7 protein-coding genes are annotated in these 16,536 nt (G+C 54.6%); 2 read left to right on the top strand and 5 right to left on the bottom strand.

Annotated features, from left to right (window positions below; translation table 11 throughout):
* Positions 1-22: 22 nt before the first annotated feature.
* The 3 genes from HOV93_RS04855 to HOV93_RS04845 all read right to left on the bottom strand — a co-directional run bounded on the left by HOV93_RS04855 (position 23) and on the right by HOV93_RS04845 (position 6,330).
* Complete coding sequence (locus tag HOV93_RS04855; RefSeq protein ID WP_207395337.1) at positions 23-1,687, bottom strand: hypothetical protein; 1,665 nt, start codon at positions 1,685-1,687, stop codon at positions 23-25.
* Positions 1,684-3,657, bottom strand: coding sequence for a multiheme c-type cytochrome (locus HOV93_RS04850; protein WP_207395336.1), 1,974 nt, complete (start codon positions 3,655-3,657; stop codon positions 1,684-1,686). The genes HOV93_RS04855 and HOV93_RS04850 overlap by 4 nt, the downstream gene beginning before the upstream one ends.
* Positions 3,658-3,882: 225 nt before the next feature.
* Entirely contained in the window at positions 3,883-6,330 is a 2,448-nt protein-coding gene (locus HOV93_RS04845) for a hypothetical protein (protein ID WP_207395335.1), read from the bottom strand.
* Between the two features lie 443 nt (positions 6,331-6,773).
* Here HOV93_RS04845 and HOV93_RS04840 point away from each other — a divergent pair, with 443 nt between their 5' ends.
* Entirely contained in the window at positions 6,774-12,947 is a 6,174-nt protein-coding gene (locus tag HOV93_RS04840) for an alpha-2-macroglobulin family protein (RefSeq protein WP_235989820.1), read from the top strand.
* An 88-nt stretch (positions 12,948-13,035) separates the two neighbouring features.
* Here HOV93_RS04840 and HOV93_RS04835 read toward each other — a convergent pair whose 3' ends face one another.
* Entirely contained in the window at positions 13,036-13,368 is a 333-nt protein-coding gene (locus tag HOV93_RS04835) for a rhodanese-like domain-containing protein (RefSeq protein WP_207395334.1), read from the bottom strand.
* Between the two features lie 193 nt (positions 13,369-13,561).
* Here HOV93_RS04835 and HOV93_RS04830 point away from each other — a divergent pair, with 193 nt between their 5' ends.
* A complete protein-coding gene (locus HOV93_RS04830) occupies positions 13,562-15,109 on the top strand; it encodes a BON domain-containing protein (RefSeq protein ID WP_207395333.1) in 1,548 nt (515 codons plus the stop codon).
* A 13-nt stretch (positions 15,110-15,122) separates the two neighbouring features.
* On the opposite strand, the gene HOV93_RS04825 is transcribed toward HOV93_RS04830, so the two are convergent.
* Positions 15,123-16,493 carry a sulfatase-like hydrolase/transferase gene (locus tag HOV93_RS04825; protein ID WP_315853354.1) on the bottom strand — a complete coding sequence of 457 codons (1,371 nt, stop codon included), beginning with the start codon at positions 16,491-16,493 and terminating at the stop codon, positions 15,123-15,125.
* Positions 16,494-16,536 lie beyond the last annotated feature (43 nt).

Below are 16,536 nucleotides of genomic sequence, written 5' to 3'. Positions count from 1 at the left end.
TGCGGAAGTTTAACGCAACCGCTTAAAAGAGAATGGTTTCGGAGACGAACACGCCATCGCGGCGTTGCGACTCGTTGTCTGAGAGGTTAACCAGCCCTAAGACCTCGAAGAACGAGCGTTTGCCCGTCTTTCGCTGATAACGCAGACCAAAGCCGTAGACCAGGTCGCCATTGGGTGTCTGGAAGGCGATTTCCGGGGCGATCGATTCATCTTCGTTATGACGGAACAGCTGGACACCTAGCGAGGCACCGTAATTGTCTCCTAAGTTGCTGCCTGTAGAGATCGCCACAAGTGGGTTCACATCGAACGCGGCTCGCAGGCGATTGAAATTGCCACCACCGGCAGAGTTCCAGCCGTCGGTCGCATAGTACACGTTGCAATAAGCGACACCAAACTCGATACCCAGCGGATGGGCAGGCATCAGGTAGGTGTAGTTCGTTTCCAGGACAAACAACTCGCCCGATCCGGTGCCTGCTTCGTCGCCGAACTTAAAGAGGGCCCGGGTCGCGTAGTTCAGCCGGCCATGGAATTTGGTGCGGCTGAGCGCGGCAAAATGTTGGTCGCGGTCGGGGGCATCAGGCGTTTCGACAAATAGATACGATCCTTCGTAAAAGACCTTCTTGTAGTCGACGCTGAAGTTGGTTCCATACATGCGGCTATTGTCGTCGGCCACATTGTCGACATCGCTTGCCGCATAGATGGCTTGGATGTTGATGTTGCTGGTATTGCCGACAAAGAGCGTGTTCTTGTTGATCACGGCGCCTAAGATTTCGTCGTTCATCAGAAGCTGGTTGTGCAACTCGAAGGGAAACTTCCCGCCAACCATGTGCACATCGCGGACTGCGAACGGATCCATGAAGCCAGAGAACATGCTGTGGAGTTCGCCCTCGAACCAGAATCGCTGAGGCACGCCGGTGCTGTTGTCGATGTACCCGGCAGGATCGCTGAAGCGATAGTACGAGCCGCCGGTGTTGTCTTTGCCGAGGGGGCGAAATTGCACATGAAAGCGCTCGGTGCCGGTCAGACGCAGGTCCAAGTCCACCAGCAGTTGATGGCCCAGGCCGTCGCTACGTGTGTCACCCTGTTTGTACGCGATCGCACTGGCCTGGTATCCGCCGTAGGCAACAAAACGTGGTTCCCAGTTGTAAGCCTCGGGGCCGAACCAATCGAGCGAATACTGCTTGATCGGTTCTTCTCCTTCGAACTGGGTAAACAGCGTGAAGGGTTCTGGATCGACAAAGTCTTCGGGAATTCGTAGGAGGGTCGAGTGCGTGTTCTCGTCCTCGCAGGGCCAACCCAGACGGTCACCTTCAGGTGCGTACAGATACGAGCCACCGTGGTGCCAAAGCTCTTCTTCCAGAGGAGGTAATGGCTCGTCCTTCCAGGAATTGCTCTTCGGATTCTCGGGGGTGGCAAGCGGAAGTAACTGCGGCGTTTCCGACGGAGTATTTGGTGGCGTCTCGATCGGTTCGACCCGAGGAGGAAGCAGCGAGTTGTCTAGCGGCTCGAAGCTCGCTCGATTAATTGAAGGTGTCGTTAGGCGAATTGGGTTACCAGATCGGCCAGGCAGTGGCGGCTCATCAAACATGGTCTCGTCGGCCAGAGCGACGCAGCCGTAGCATAGGATCGCTGTGCACCACGCCGAAGCGAAGAGCTGCCGAACTTTGGAAGTGGCGTTCGCGGTCATGGGGTGACCTCGATCGTGCCACACCATTCTTGAAGGACGACGACTTCAAGCAGATGCTTCAAGTGAGGCGTTCCGATGCGATCCAGAAGCGTGGGTGGAAGATGTCGGAAGTTCAGACGTACCGTCACATGGTAGGTGCCAGGCTCGTTGGGTAGACGGACCGGATAGCTTTGCCCTTGCTTGGAAAGAGGGGCCAGGCTGCCTTTGGCGATACGGAATGTGGGCGGACGACCAAACGAAGCTGAGATGCCTTCGGCGGGTCGCACGATGTTGATTGGCGTGAGGTGGCGATTCACTGAAAGGATCACCGAACGGTCGGTGCCTTCGGCGGTTAGGGCCGTGAACTTGTTCTGGAAGTTGAGCAGGAATCGATCGTAAGGAACCTTGCCGGCCAGGACCGCATGACTGTGTTCGTCGCGGAGGTCGCCGTTGTCGTCGAGATCGCCGGAGCTGAAGACGGTCCGCCCTTGTTCATCTTGAACCAGGGTCGATACCCACACTTGCCGCTCGGCGGTGAATCCGGTGGGAAAGCTGTGCCCGGCTAGTTTGCTTTTGACTTCGACATCGACATCGACCTTGCCGCCGCAACGAGCGGTCTGAGGCGCCTTCACAAAGAGGTCCGCCGCTTGAGAAAGGACTTCGTAACGCTTTTCACTGGCGATACGGAGGCTATGGCGGTTTTTCTTGCGAAGTTCGGTAAGGGTTTCCTTCTCGTAGTCTGATAGCGATGCCAAATCGCGATAGTCTTTCTCGTACATCCAGTCGAGCTTCTCTGGAAACTCGGTATCGGGAAGCAGCGAATAGTCAGGACCGGCGAACGTGTGATCGGTAAGCCGACGCAGCGGTAGTTGGTCTTCCGGCACGTTAGGCACCACTGCGGCTCGTCCAAGGGGACGTTCGCAATCTTGGAAGGGGACGCCTTGGACGGGGCCCATGTGACACTGTTGGCAGGTAATTCCCTGTTTGGCTGCGGGGCTGTTTTGCCATTCGCTGAAGGCTTCTTCCAGACGAACCCCTTGCGGGTTGGTGACGTCGTGGCACTCGCCGCAGAATTGCGAAGTCTTGATGTAAGGCAGCCCTTTCGATTCATGCGTTCCCATTGCCTGGCCGCCATCGGCATCGTCGAAGGGACCGTACATGCACGCATCGAGCAACTTGCCGGGTTCGACAGGAACGCGACCGCTGGCCTTATAGTGCTTGGTACTGCGACGGTGGCAAGAGACACACGTGACCCCTTCCATCGAAATTCTAGAGCGATGGACGTTACGGCGGTTGCCGTTTTCGCCTAGCGCGGTACCGACTGGTGTGTGGCAGCGTGTACAGAAGGTTCCCTGTGTTCCGCTGGTGCGTTCCATGAGAGTCAGATTGAAGGCCTCGAACACGGGGCTATGCTGTGCATAGGCGTGCATCGAGCGAGACCATTCGTCGTACTGCTTGGGATGGCAGGCCTGACACTGCTTGGCCGAGGGAAACTCCATCTCGGTCAGGGGCGTAATGTTGCAGTTCTCGGGCAGCGCGTATTCGAGCGCACCGTTTTCAATCCAACGATAGATGGCTTCCTGCTGACCTTGGGTAAGCCATTCCATCTTGTCTGGTGGCATTTCCGGCGTGCGGGGCATACCAGAGCCTGGCTGGGCATGTTCATCCCATTCGATGTACATCATTAGTGCCGAGTCTTGGGGATTTCCCGGGACTACCAAACGATCGTTGTCTACCTTACCGGCCAACAGTGATTCGTACGTACTCAGGTCGACGCGTTTTGAGTTGGGGCGATGACATCCGCCGCACTTGTTGGCCAGGGTCATATAGACTTCGGGCCAATCGAAATCATAGGGATGCGGCTGGGAAATAAGATGGGGAATTGCTTCCACCGGTGAGGGGGCCGCTCCCCAGAACCACAACGCGCTGACCAAGCCTAGACCGAGGGCCAAGGCGGCCAAATGGGAGGTGAGTTTTCTAGCAGGGGGCATTCGGGCATCCTTCCCGTCGATCAATCGCGTTCTTGCCCTCCAATGGCAAGAACTAAAGGGCATGCGTGCACTGCATCCCCTGGTATCAATTATCGGCAATACGAAGGGGAAGTCTTAGCTAACTAAGTGTGCGTGTAGCTATGAGAATAATCGGAAAGGCTTATTGCGAAGCTTCATGTTCCGCAGCAGATTCCCCCAAGAAAGTCTCTTGGGGGGTTGGCCTTATTAAGGAGTAGAGCTTAGCTGTTTTACGGCTTCTACCAGGTCTTTGTCGCGTGCCTTCCTTGCTGAGTCTTCCGCGAGTGCTTGCATGGCGCTGGCGGCCTTGGTCTGGCCGCTTGCTTTCAGTAGCGGCACATGCTTGATGGCATGTTGGGCAATCGCAGCATGCATTTTAGAAGACATGCTTGACCCGGCTGCTAGCTGCATGGCTTTGAGGTGCCATTCCCCTTGATCGATGGCGAACCGAGTGTGCCAGTCTTGGATAATATGCGAGCAAGTCGCGAAGTCTCCCCCGCGGGCCGCTTCGGCTAAGGCATAGCGGAATCCTGCGAACTGTTGGGGCGATCCGTTGGGCATGGCCATTGCGGCCGTGGCCATGTCTTGTCCGATCTTGGCATGATCGTCGAGGCGCTGTGCCGATTGAATACGCGAATTCCATTGTTCCTGAAAAGCGGCTGCCGGCTGCGAGATTTCGGTCTCGGCAGGAATATTGGCTTGCTTAATCAGGTCGTCGGCAAGCTTGTAAGGATCTGTTACCACACCGGCAAGGTTGTTGACTTCTTCTTCGTCAAGAAAGCCGGTAGCCCACTCTTCGCGAGCCTTGTCGGGGCCGCCTTCTGGGGTCACCAGAAGGAATGCACCGATGATTTTCTTCGAGTCGGCTTGCGTGGGCAATTCCTGCTCGGCGAGGAACTTGGCCAGCCCGGCGGGAATATCGGCAAGCGTGTACCGGTGGTTCTCACCGTCCATCCGAATGACCAGACGATTCGAGTCTGATTCGACAATGCGAATCAGCTTGCCGTTGACGTCGAGTTCCGAGTCGGCCGGAAGCTTGGTGAGACTTCCTGAAACAGCTTGCCAGAACTGCTGATTCAAATCGGCGACTTCTTTTAAGTAGCCGAGCTTTTCTTGATGTGCAGGAGCTGAAACAAGCGGCGCGGCCTGAGAGATTAACTGCTGGGCCGCAGTGGCATTGCGGTCAATAATCTGCTGACGAGCCTGTTTCATAAGGTTGGCCAGCTGAGCGACGTCCGCCGTCGAATCGGCAGGCGTGGTTTCGCGATTCTCCATGGGAGACATGGAATTGGTGTCGGTCGGGGTCGAAATCATCTCGGTCGGCATGGCGGGCGAATTGTCGGCGACCATACTATCGGCTAGATACTTTCTTTTGCCGGCTTCCAAGGCGGCCAGAGCACCTCCGTCGGCACCTGATTGAGTCCACAAATTGCGGACGTACTCGATATCGGCCTTCGGCGAGAGCAACAGGTGGGAAGCTTCCACACGCTGTTTCACGGAGTCTTCCCCTTTCAAGCGGCTCAGGGCAATCGCTCGCTGGAAACCTTCCGGTAGTTCACCACGCTCGTACCCTTTGTTTTGGCCGGCAAAGCGAACGACAACGCGCCGATCATCCAGCGTCGTTATGGTGAATGTTGTGCTGCCGACGGTCAGTTCTTCATTTTCACGCAACGAGGCGGACCCTTCGTTGAGAGCCCTGTTATAGGCCATCAAGTCTTGGACGAACTGGTCGACGCGATCGAAGTCGGTCTTGCCAGTGGGGGTTTTAGGGGCTTTGCGAACTTTGTCCAGGGCAATCGATGACTTGGCAAAATCTTGCTCGCTGATCCCACGCCAGGCCGTTTCCAGCGCCGATTTCAGTTCGGCTTGGTCCTTGGCGGTGGCTTGGGGTTCGGGCGGCTTGGTAGGCATCGCCGGCATTCCGGCCATGGTTTCTTCCGGATCCCCTAGTCCTGGGATCGAACTGGCCAGATCGTTAGATGTCGGACGATTGCCGTTTTTAGGGCCTGGAAGCGAATTTGCATTCTTCTTTGTTTGCTCGGATTCTTCCTTGATAAGTGGTTTCGGGGAAGTGTCTGCCGGCTGTGGGTCGGCTTTGGCGATCGGTTCTTCTACCTTCTCGGTGAAAAGGTAAAGGGCCCCGCCGGAGATTGCCGCGAGCAAGAGAATCGCAACGCCACCCATATATAAGCCGAATGCCGAGTTTTTCGCTCTGCTTTTGGCGGATGTCGCCGCAGATGCCTTCTTGGCTTTCAGCGGAATATCGCTGCTTGAATCGGAAGCCGGGCTCGCCGGCATTGCCTGCTGTATAGGCGTCGCATGCTGAACGGGTGCCGCAGCAACCGGTTGAGCGACTGCGACGGGTGCGGCTTGTCCACTGAAATAGGCCTGAAGTTGTTGATCGTAGGCTTGCTTTTGAGCCGGATCCAACAAACAGTTCTGGGCCAATTGGATTTCCGAAACGAGCGTCTGACGAAGTGGCTCGTCGGCAGGAGCCATGGGAATCGAGGCGCGCGACAGGGCATTCTGCGCAGCAACCATGATTTTGCCGGTGTCTGCCTCGTACGTGGGCAGTCCCAACAGCGTGTAGCAGTCAGGCCGACCGGCGACGTTGAGACCCAACCACATTTGGTAAGGATTGGTTGCTTGTGTCATTCCTCGAAACTCGCAATAGGTATTCTTTAATTCAAGGCTAGTTGCCGTTTCACCAAATTGCCTTAGTGGAACCGGATTCGCCTCTGCTAGTACGACGAGGAAGCGACCGATTTTGTTTCATAAATCGGTTATATCGACAACGATGGGGGTAAATTCATTGTCAGGGGGGGTAGATCAACCAATTGTAGCGAGATCGGCTCTTGTGGAAAGAGACGTTCTCTCCTCTATGTTAGCGTCATTGATTAAGTTTTTAGACATCTGCGTCAACAAAATTGGTAAGGGCGAAATGTGAAAAACTTCATAAAATGGCAGTCACGGAAAAGTACTCCGTAATCCGGTTTTACTGAAATCGAATCTTGGCTTGAAATCGTCTACACCTGGGCAAGACAATCTGCTTTTAGACACCCCACTCAACATCGAAGATACCTCGGAGAGGACACCCCATGACGAACTATTCGCTTCTACGCACCGTTCCTTTGGCCATTATTTGCAGTTGTGCTGCATTGATGACCGTCTGGATCGGATCGCAGGCTTCTACGGTTCAATCGCCGGCGCTTGATGTGAAACAAATGGAAAAGCTTTACCAAGACGGAAACTACAAGGAAGCGTACGAGGCCGCAGAGAAACTTTTCTTCGATCCCCAGCAAGATCCGAAAGAGCTTGCTCGTTTGATCTACGTTCCGGTCCAATCGCTGCAGCGGTTGAACCGATATCCTGAGATCGACGCGTTTTTGGAGAAAGCCGCCGAGGCTCAAAAAGACCAATGGCGGGTTCTGCAGGCAATCGCCACGCAATACCAAAGCTTGAATCACTGGGGAGTCATCAACGACAACGAGTTTCAGCGGGGGCCTGTTCGCGGAGGTGGGAAACGAGTGAACAGCATCGACCGCGATCGCACGCGTGCCCTGCAGCTTTATGTCGAAGCGATGAAAGTCGCTCAGGCCCAAGACGCTGAGCCGGACATGGCGAATCTTTTTCAGCAAGTATCGGAGTTCTTTCTCCGCAATAACTATGGTCGCGGGGCCTGGCAGTTACAGTACCTGACTGATATCACGACGCTGCCCGATTACGACGAGAGCTACAACTACGGCGGATCGAATCAGGGTGCCCCAGTCGATGAAGAGGGCAACCCAATCTATTACCTCGCTCCCAAGTCGTGGGAAGATGCCAAGAATGATGGCGAGCGGATGCGCTGGACCATGCAGCAAGTGGGAGAGTACGATCCCGGTCGTACCGGCCAGGTGAAACTGCGTTGGGCCAGCTTTCTTAACTCACAGTTCGGCGTGCAGACGCTTCAACAGTATCAATATTTCTTCGCCCCACAAAATGAAGCGGACGACAACGAAACGCCTCACCTTTTGTCGTTGGGAACCTTGAAAGAGAACGAAACGATTGCCCGCCTGGCCACTGGAATCAAACGCTTCGAGCTACCAGACGAATTCAATCACATCAAAATCTGGCAGCAGCTGATCCAGGAAGAGAGTCCGCAGCGTAGTTCGGCTTATGATCAAGTCGCTTCCATCTTCGAGAATCGTCGACAATATCCCAAAGCGGCCCAGGTATGGCGAGAGGCGATTGCCGATGTCGGCCCCGGTTCGAACCACTATCGCCGCACGCGACTTGAGCAGATTGTGAACAACCTGGGACAGTTCCAAGGAGGCCAGGTCAATGCGGCCGGCCAGGGAGCAACGCTGCAGTACTTGTTCCGCAATGGAACCGATGTTGAGTTCACGGCCCACGCGATCAAGATGGAGAAGCTGCTTTCCGATGTGAAGCAGTATCTGAAATCCAACCCCGGCCGCATCGACTATCAGAAGATTCAGTTTCAACAGGTCGGCGAGAAGATTCTCTTTCAAGATGGTGGCAAGGCATACCTGGGCGACCAGGTAGCCAAGTGGTCGGAGAAGCTCGATCCCCGTCCTAATCATCTAGATCGCCGCATCGACGTGCATGCTCCATTGAACAACGCCGGCGCATACATGGTGACCGCTAAAATGAAGGACGGCAACGTCTGCAAGGTGGTTGTCTGGGTCGCCGATACGGTGATTGTCAGCAAACAGCTTGATCAGAAGAAGTACTACTACGTCGCCGATGCGGCCAGTGGCAAGCCGATCGAAAAGGCCAACCTGGAGTACTTCGGCTACAAGGTCGAGCAAGTTCGTAATCAGAATCGCTACAACATCTTGACGAAGAACTTCGCTGAGTTTACCGATACGGACGGTCAAGTGATTCTGTCCGACGACCCGTTGACGCACCAGTATCAATGGTTGGTCATGGCTCGGACCGACCAGGGACGTTTCGCGTTTCTGGGCTTTCAGCACATTTGGTACGGTCGTCGCCACGATGCCACTTACAACCAGGTACGCAGCTACGGCATAACCGATCGGCCTGTCTATCGGCCCGCTCAATCGGTGAAGTACAAGTTCTGGACGCGACGATCGCAATACGATCAGGCCGATACCAGTCAGTTCGCCGGAAAGTCGTTCAATATTCAATTGCGTGATCCGCAAGGCAACGAGATCTTCAACAAACAGTTCACTGCCGACGAGTACGGCGGCATGGAGGGTACCTGGGAGATTCCTTCTGATGCGAAACTCGGCCAGTACAATCTCCATACGAGCTACGGCAACATTCAGTTTCGGATCGAGGAGTACAAGAAGCCTGAATTCGAGGTCACCATCGATGCGCCGGAAAAGCCGGTTGAGCTGGGCGAAAAGATCACGGCCAAGATCAACGCGAAGTACTACTTCGGTTCGCCGGTGACCAATGCCACGGTGAAGTACAAAATCGAACGCTCGCCGTACAACCGCAACTGGTTTCCATCCGCACGCTGGGACTGGTGCTTCGGCAATGGTTACTGGTGGTTCGCGTACGACTATCCCTGGTACCCCGGATACCAGAAGTGGGTTGGCTGCATTCGACCGGCACCATTTTGGATCGGGCGATCGCATAATCCGCCCGAGCTAGTCGCCGAGCAGGAAGTCGAGATCGGTGAAGACGGAACCATCGACGTCGAAATTGATACGGCACTGGCCAAGGCACTGCATGGCAACGAAGACCATCAGTACACGATCACCGCCGAAGTTCGCGATCAATCGCGACGAACGATCGTGGGGACCGGCAAGGTGTTGGTGGCCCGACAGCCGTTTAAGGTTTACACCTGGGTCGATCGCGGATACTACGATGTCGGCGATACCATCCATGCCCATTTCCTGGCCCAAACGCTCGATGCCCGTGACGTTGCCGGCCAGGGTGAGTTGAAGCTTCTCAAGATCACCTACGACGATCAGAAGCAACCGGTCGAGACAGAAGTTCAGTCTTGGGATGTGGAAATGAAAGGGGAGGGCAGTGTCAGCCAAACCATGAAAGCCACCGCCGCCGGACAGTACCGGTTAAGCCTGAAGCTTACCGACGAGGCGGGCCATACCCAGGAAGGTGGCTACATTTTCACGATTCGTGGACAAGGCTTCGATGGGTCTGAGTATCGTTTCAACGACCTGGAATTGATTCCAGATAAGAAGGAGTACCAGGCCGGAGACACGGTCAAACTTCAGATCAACACCAACCGAGTGGGCAGCACGGTGTTGCTATTCATTCGTCCTGCCAACAGCGTTTACTTGCCACCCAAGGTGGTTCGTCTGACCGGCAAAAGCACGGTGCACGAAATTGCGGTGCTTAAGAAAGATATGCCCAACTTCTTTGTCGAGGCTGTGACAATCGCCGATGCCCAGGTTCATGACGAAGCAAAGGAAATTGTCGTACCGCCTGAGACCCGCGTGCTTGACCTTCAAGTTGAAACCGACGCGAAAGAGTACCTGCCCGGCAGGGAAGGAAAGATCAAGCTGAAACTGACCGATCACACCGGCGAACCGTTTGTCGGGTCAACGGTTATCACCGTCTATGACAAGTCGGTCGAATACATCAGCGGCGGGTCGAATGTGACGGACATCAAAGAGTTCTTCTGGAAGTGGCGTCGCCACCATCATCCGCAAACGGAACACAGCCTGAATTTGTATAGCCATAACCTGACCCCCAAGGGGCAGCTGGCACTGCAATACTTGGGTGCGTTTGGCCGAAGTGTGGCCGACGAATTTGAAGGATTGAGTGATCGAGATGAAATAGCGGAAGCTGAAGGATTCGGACGTGGCGGTGGGGTTCAATCGCGAATGAGGGGGGCTGCGATGGCCAAGGGCGCCATGGCCGATGCTATGCCAGCTGCGGCTCCGCTGGCCGCCCAATCTCTGGCCATGGCCGGAGAAGACAAGGCGGACCAACAAGCCGGCCAGGGACCCACCGATTTGGTCGAACCAACGGTACGATCTAACTTCGCAGACACGGCTTTGTGGAGTGGAGGTGTTGTCACCAACGAGAAAGGTGAGGCAGAATTCAAGCTGGATCTGCCAGAAAACCTGACCGCTTGGAAGATTCGTACCTGGGCGATGGGGCAAGGCACCAAAGTCGCCTCGGCCGAAAGCGAAGTGGTTACGCGTAAGAACTTGATCGTTCGCTTGCAGGCCCCACGCTTCTTCGTGCAGACGGACGAAGTGGTGCTGTCGGCCAACGTGCATAACTATCTGAAGACCGAGAAGTCGGCGGTTGTTTCGTTGGACATCCCTGCCGAGTTGATGTCGAGCGACTCGCCATTGACGCAGAAGGTAACCATCCCCGCTGGTGGTGAAGTCCGCGTCGACTGGACGGTAAAGGTGACCCAGGAAGGGGAAGCCGCCATCACGATGAAGGCCCTGACCGACGAAGAATCAGATGCGATGCAGCAAAGCTTCCCGGTGTACGTGCACGGAATGCTCAAGACCGAGTCGTGGGCCGGCACCGTCCAGCCAGAGCACAATTCGCAAAGCATCACGATCAGCGTTCCGGAAGATCGTCGACCGGAAGATTCACGCCTGATCATCCGCTACTCGCCTAGCTTGGCGGGTGCGATGGTCGAAGCGCTTCCGTACATGATCGACTATCCCTACGGATGCACCGAGCAAACCCTGAACCGCTTTGTGCCGACGGTCATCACGCGGAAAGTGTTGGGTGAGATGGGGATCGATCTGAAGTCGATCGCCGAGCATCAGAACAATCTCAACGCTCAAGAGATCGGCGATCCTGCGCAACGCAACGATCGCTGGAATGCAGGCTGGGATGGAAAACTGAAGAATCCGGTCTTCGACGACGCCGAGCTTACCAAGATGGTCAAAAGCGGCGTTCAGCGTCTGACTGAGATGCAAAACTCGGACGGAGGTTGGGGCTGGTTCTCTGGCTATCACGAGCATAGCTATCCGCACACGACCGCCGTGGTCGTGCGTGGGCTTGTGATTGCTGAGCGGAATGGGGCCGCCGTGGTGCCTGACGTGATCGAACGTGGCAAGCAGTGGCTGATCAAATACCAGAAAGGGGAAGTTCAAAAGCTGCAAAATGCGGACGACAAAAAGAAGCCGTGGAAGCTGAAAGCGGACAACCTCGACGCGGTCGTGTTCGGTGTTCTCGCGGAACTCGACCACAACAATAACGCGATGCGAGGGTTCCTCTATCGTGATCGGAACAATCTTTCGGTCTATGGCAAAGCACTGTTCGCATTGGCCCTGCATCAAGTCGGAGATGCCGAGAAGCTGGCCATGCTGCGGCGTAACCTGGACCAATACCTGGTTACCGATCAGGAGAACGAAACGGCCTACCTGAAAATGCCGGCTGATAGCAGTTGGTGGTATTGGTACGGCGATGCGGTCGAAGCGAATGCCTATTACTTGAAGCTATTGGCGGCAACCGATGCCGAGAACGTGACTGCCCGTCGTTTGGTGAAGTACTTGCTAAACAATCGCAAGCATGCCACCTACTGGAAGTCGACCCGCGACACGGCGCTGTGCGTCGAAGCGATGGCCGATTACCTGCGGGCCACCGATGAGCTGAACCCTGAGATGACCGTCGAGATTTTCATCGATGGCCAGAAGAAGGCCGAAACTGAGTTCACCAAGCAGAATCTGTTCACGGTGGACAACACGGTCGAGCTCACCGGCATGCAACTCACCGATGGTGAGCACAAGGTGGAAGTTCGCCGAAAAGGCAGCGGCCCGGTTTACTACAGTGCCTACCTGACGAACTTCACGTTAGAAGACTTCATCACCAAGGCAGGCCTGGAAGTTAAAGTCGAGCGACGTTTCTACCGCTTAGACCGGGACGAAGACGCGACCGCCAAAGCCGTCGGAGCACGCGGCCAGGCACTCAAAGAGAAGGTCGTGAAGTATAAGCGAACGCTTTTGGAAAACGAATCGCAAGTCACCAGTGGCGATCTGATCGAAATCGATTTAGTGATTGAGAGCAAGAACGACTACGAGTACTTGATGTTCGAAGATAAGAAAGCCGCAGGCTTCGAACCGGTTGACCTGCAAAGTGGCTACAACGGCAACACGTTGGGTGCCTATATGGAACTGCGAGACGAGAAGGTCACCTTCTTCGTGCGTCAGCTTCCCCGTGGCAAACACACGTTGACTTACCGCTTGCGGGCCGAGATTCCCGGCAAGTTCAGCGCCTTGCCGACCGTCGCCCAGGCCATGTACGCCCCGGAACTGGTTGGCAATTCGGATGAAATGAAGATCCGGATTAAGGACCTCGACTAAGAGAAGTATGCTCTTGGTATCGATAACAAAAAAGCTTCGACCGGCTAATCCGGTCGAAGCTTTTCTTATGTCGATGGCTTAGTGATTTTTATGCCGTGGCCAAGTGGCCACCTTCCTCTTGCCACTGTTCGGCACCGCCTTCAAAGTCATACACCGCGGTAAAGCCCGCTTCGTCCAACTTCTTGGCAGCCTTATCCGACGAAGGGCATTGTGAACTGGCACAATAGACGACCACCGGCTGATTCTTCCCACCAATCGCCTGCTCGACTCGCTTCTCGAAGTCAGCGGCTTCTAGCGGAATGTTGAGCGAGCCGGGAATTTTAGTCTTTTCGAAGTTCTCTTCGTTAAGCGTGTTGATAAGAGTCAATCGTTCTCCCTGATTCTGACGCGTTTTCAGCTGGTCAGCGGTTAACGTTTTCATGACGTCCTCCTTGTTAAATTCAGTGTGAAAAGTCACGGATAGAAGCCTGCAAGCGGCGTTCCAACTCAACGCAAACATGGAAACAGGAGCGGCATGGCATCGACATTGCTGGATGATGTGATACGCGAATTTCCGATCTAACCATCGGGAAATCTCTGGGCATTCTCATTCAATTACGAGAAGGGAGAAAACCATGCACAACTCTCTAAGTTCATGGCTGACAGTAATTTCGATCGTCGTTGTCCTTGGCATTAGCGTACCTCAGTTGCTGGCTCAAGCCGAAACACGCCAGATCTTATCCGATGCCACGATTCGAGAACGTGTAGTGTCTCAGCTACTTACCGACCCAGGCACCCACATTGTTGGCGTGGATGTAAAAAGCGAAGACGGAGTCGTCACCCTTGATGGTCGAGTAACTACCATTTTGGCTCGCGATCGCGCAGTACGCGTCGTTCAGACCGTAAAGGGTGTCCAGGCGGTCGTGAATAAGATTAAGGTCAAAGATATACCTAATATCGATGACGAAAAGATACGGAAGAACGTTGTCCGGGCGCTCGAGAACAATCCTGTTACCGAAGCGTACGAAGTTGAGGTTTCGGTTGCCAAGGGTGCTGTCGTACTACGCGGCAAGGTTCAATCGTACCGCGAAAAAGAAATTGTTTTGCGGGTTGTCAAACGCGTGATCGGTGTTCAAGAGGTGGAAGAAGAGTTGACGGTCGACCTTGTTGATGATCGATCAGATACGGAACTATTGACAGAGATCGAGGCCGTGCTTCGTTGGGATCCATATGTCGACGAAATGTACGTTCATGTATCAGTAGATGATGGTACCGTAACGCTCTCGGGTACCGTCGGTACGCTGGCGGAAAAGGTTCGAGCACGAAGTGCGGCGTGGTTACCTGGCGTCACAGCGGTCAAAGCGACCGCGTTAGAAGTGAAGCAATGGGCCAACGACGAGGACGTTCGCGCGAAACGCTTCGTCAATAAGAGCTCAGATCAATTGATGAAAGATGCCAAGCACGCTCTGCGGCTTGATCCCCGAGTGTTCGGGTTTGACATCGATGTAGAAATGTCTGGTTCGTCGGCGGTTCTCTCCGGAGAAGTCGCCACTGTCCAAGCGAAAATTGCAGCTGGGGAAGATGTTGAGAATGTTGTCGGCATCCATTCGGTGACCAACAACGTAAAAGTGATCTCTTCCGACCAAAAATCAGATAGCCAGATAGACAAGGACGTGATCATTGCTTTGGCCGATGATCCATACGTCGAGAGCTATGAGTTCAAAACAGAAGTCAACGACGGAGTTGTGAAGCTGATTGGTACGGTCGATTCAAGCTTTGAACGAGACTGGGCTGAACATATTACTGCTGAGGTTCAGGGGGTGGAGAAGATTGAAAACGATCTTTTAGTCACCAAGCAGAAAAATTATATCAACGATCCTTATGTGACGGATCGGCTGATTGATAAATCGTCGATTACCAATTACGAGAAACGTGCACCACTTAAGAGTGATCAACAATTACAAGATAGCATTGAGAGTGAGCTGTGGTGGAGCCCGTTCGTCGACTCTCAAAAGGTGAATGTCACGGTTGAAAATGGAATTGCCACACTCAGCGGTACCGTAGCCGGGTACGCTGCTCGAAATGCGGCGACCGATAATGCCTATGAAGCAGGGGCCACGCTCGTTAAAAACGAACTGGAACTGACACCTGGATTGGGCTTGCTCGAGACTGACGAACAATAGAGTTCCGAGACAATTACTTGGGTTCCCAGGCTGGGCCGTTATCTGGTGGCATGCTGTGATGCCACTGGAGGACAGTCTTTTTTAATGAGCGAACCACTTCAGTATGCTGCTGTGCAACGTTAGTCGTCTCTCCGGGGTCTTGTTGGAGATCGTACAACTGCTCGTCGCTGCCATCGTAGCTGCAAAGTAGTTTCCAATTTCCATCGCGGACGGCCAGGTCGGGAAGTTGTTGGCCTTGCAGTTCTGGTCGATCCGGCGGACGACGAAAACAGAGTGGTGTGGAGTGGGAAGCTTCGGACTGGCCGAGCAGCACGCCTGGCAATGCTTCGCCATCGAACGTGACGCCTTGCTTGGCATTGGTACCGCAAATGGAAAGCAGGCTCGGTACCAGGTCGAACGCCGCGAAAACGGAGGTGTCGTTCGTCGTTCCGCTTTTGCCGGAGTCGATTAAACCAGGTCCCCACACGATTAGCGGAGACCGAATGCCCCCTTCATAAAGGGCCGTCTTGTGGCTGCGGTATGGCCCGGCGCTGCCAGCGCCCACCTCTGGGCCGTTGTCTGAGCACATCACGATCAACGTGTTGTCGCGCAGTTGGGCGTCGCTGCGTATAAAGTCGAAGAGCTCGCCCAATTGCTCGTCCATGGTTTCCAAAACGCCTAAGTAAAGTTGTCGCTTGCTTTGGTCGCCCCGACGCTCCTTGGGCGGAAAGAAAGGACTGTGCACGTCATCGGGCCAAACGTTCACATAAAACGGTTGATCGTTGGCTTTCGCATGCTTGATGAAATCGATGGTTGCGTTGACGAACGTTTTCGTAACCTGATCGCGTTTCTCCCAGGTGATTTTGCCGCGACCAAGCTTGTCGCTGCCCAGTGTGTGAAGCTTAGCCTTTTCTCCATCGTAGGCATCGAGTTCTGCCAGAACGCGATCTCCCAGGCCTTCGAAGTTGGTGAGCGAAGCATCGAAGCCATACTCAGTGATCAGCGGTGCCTCACCCACGTCGCGTTGGCCTCCCAGGTGCCACTTGCCGAAGTGACCAGTTGCGTACCCAGCGTCGTGCAGGAAGCCGGCCAGCATCGGTGCGGCAGGATCGAGCCATTGGGCCATGCCTCGCCGTTGGTTAAGTCTCCGATGGGCCAGGTACGAGGTAATCTTCCACCGCTGCGGATATTGACCCGTCGAGATGGCAGCCCGCGATGGCGAGCAGATCGGTGAGTTGACATAAAACTGCGTGAAGCGAATGCCTTCTTTGGCCAGGCGATCGCAGTGCTGAGTTGTGGCGGCCTCGTTTCCGAAGCTCGAGAAATCTCCCCAGCCCATGTCGTCGATGAAGATGAGTATGATATTTGGTACACGGTATTTTTCGGCTGAATGTGCCTGATTGATCGGGTATAATGCAGCTGACGAAAGAGTCAGGATAAAGATAAGT

Origin of the sequence: Bremerella alba (assembly GCF_013618625.1) — a bacterium.
Taxonomy (GTDB): domain Bacteria; phylum Planctomycetota; class Planctomycetia; order Pirellulales; family Pirellulaceae; genus Bremerella; species Bremerella alba.
Note: the sequence above shows the minus strand (reverse complement) of the source record. Positions and strands in the feature narration are given on the sequence as shown.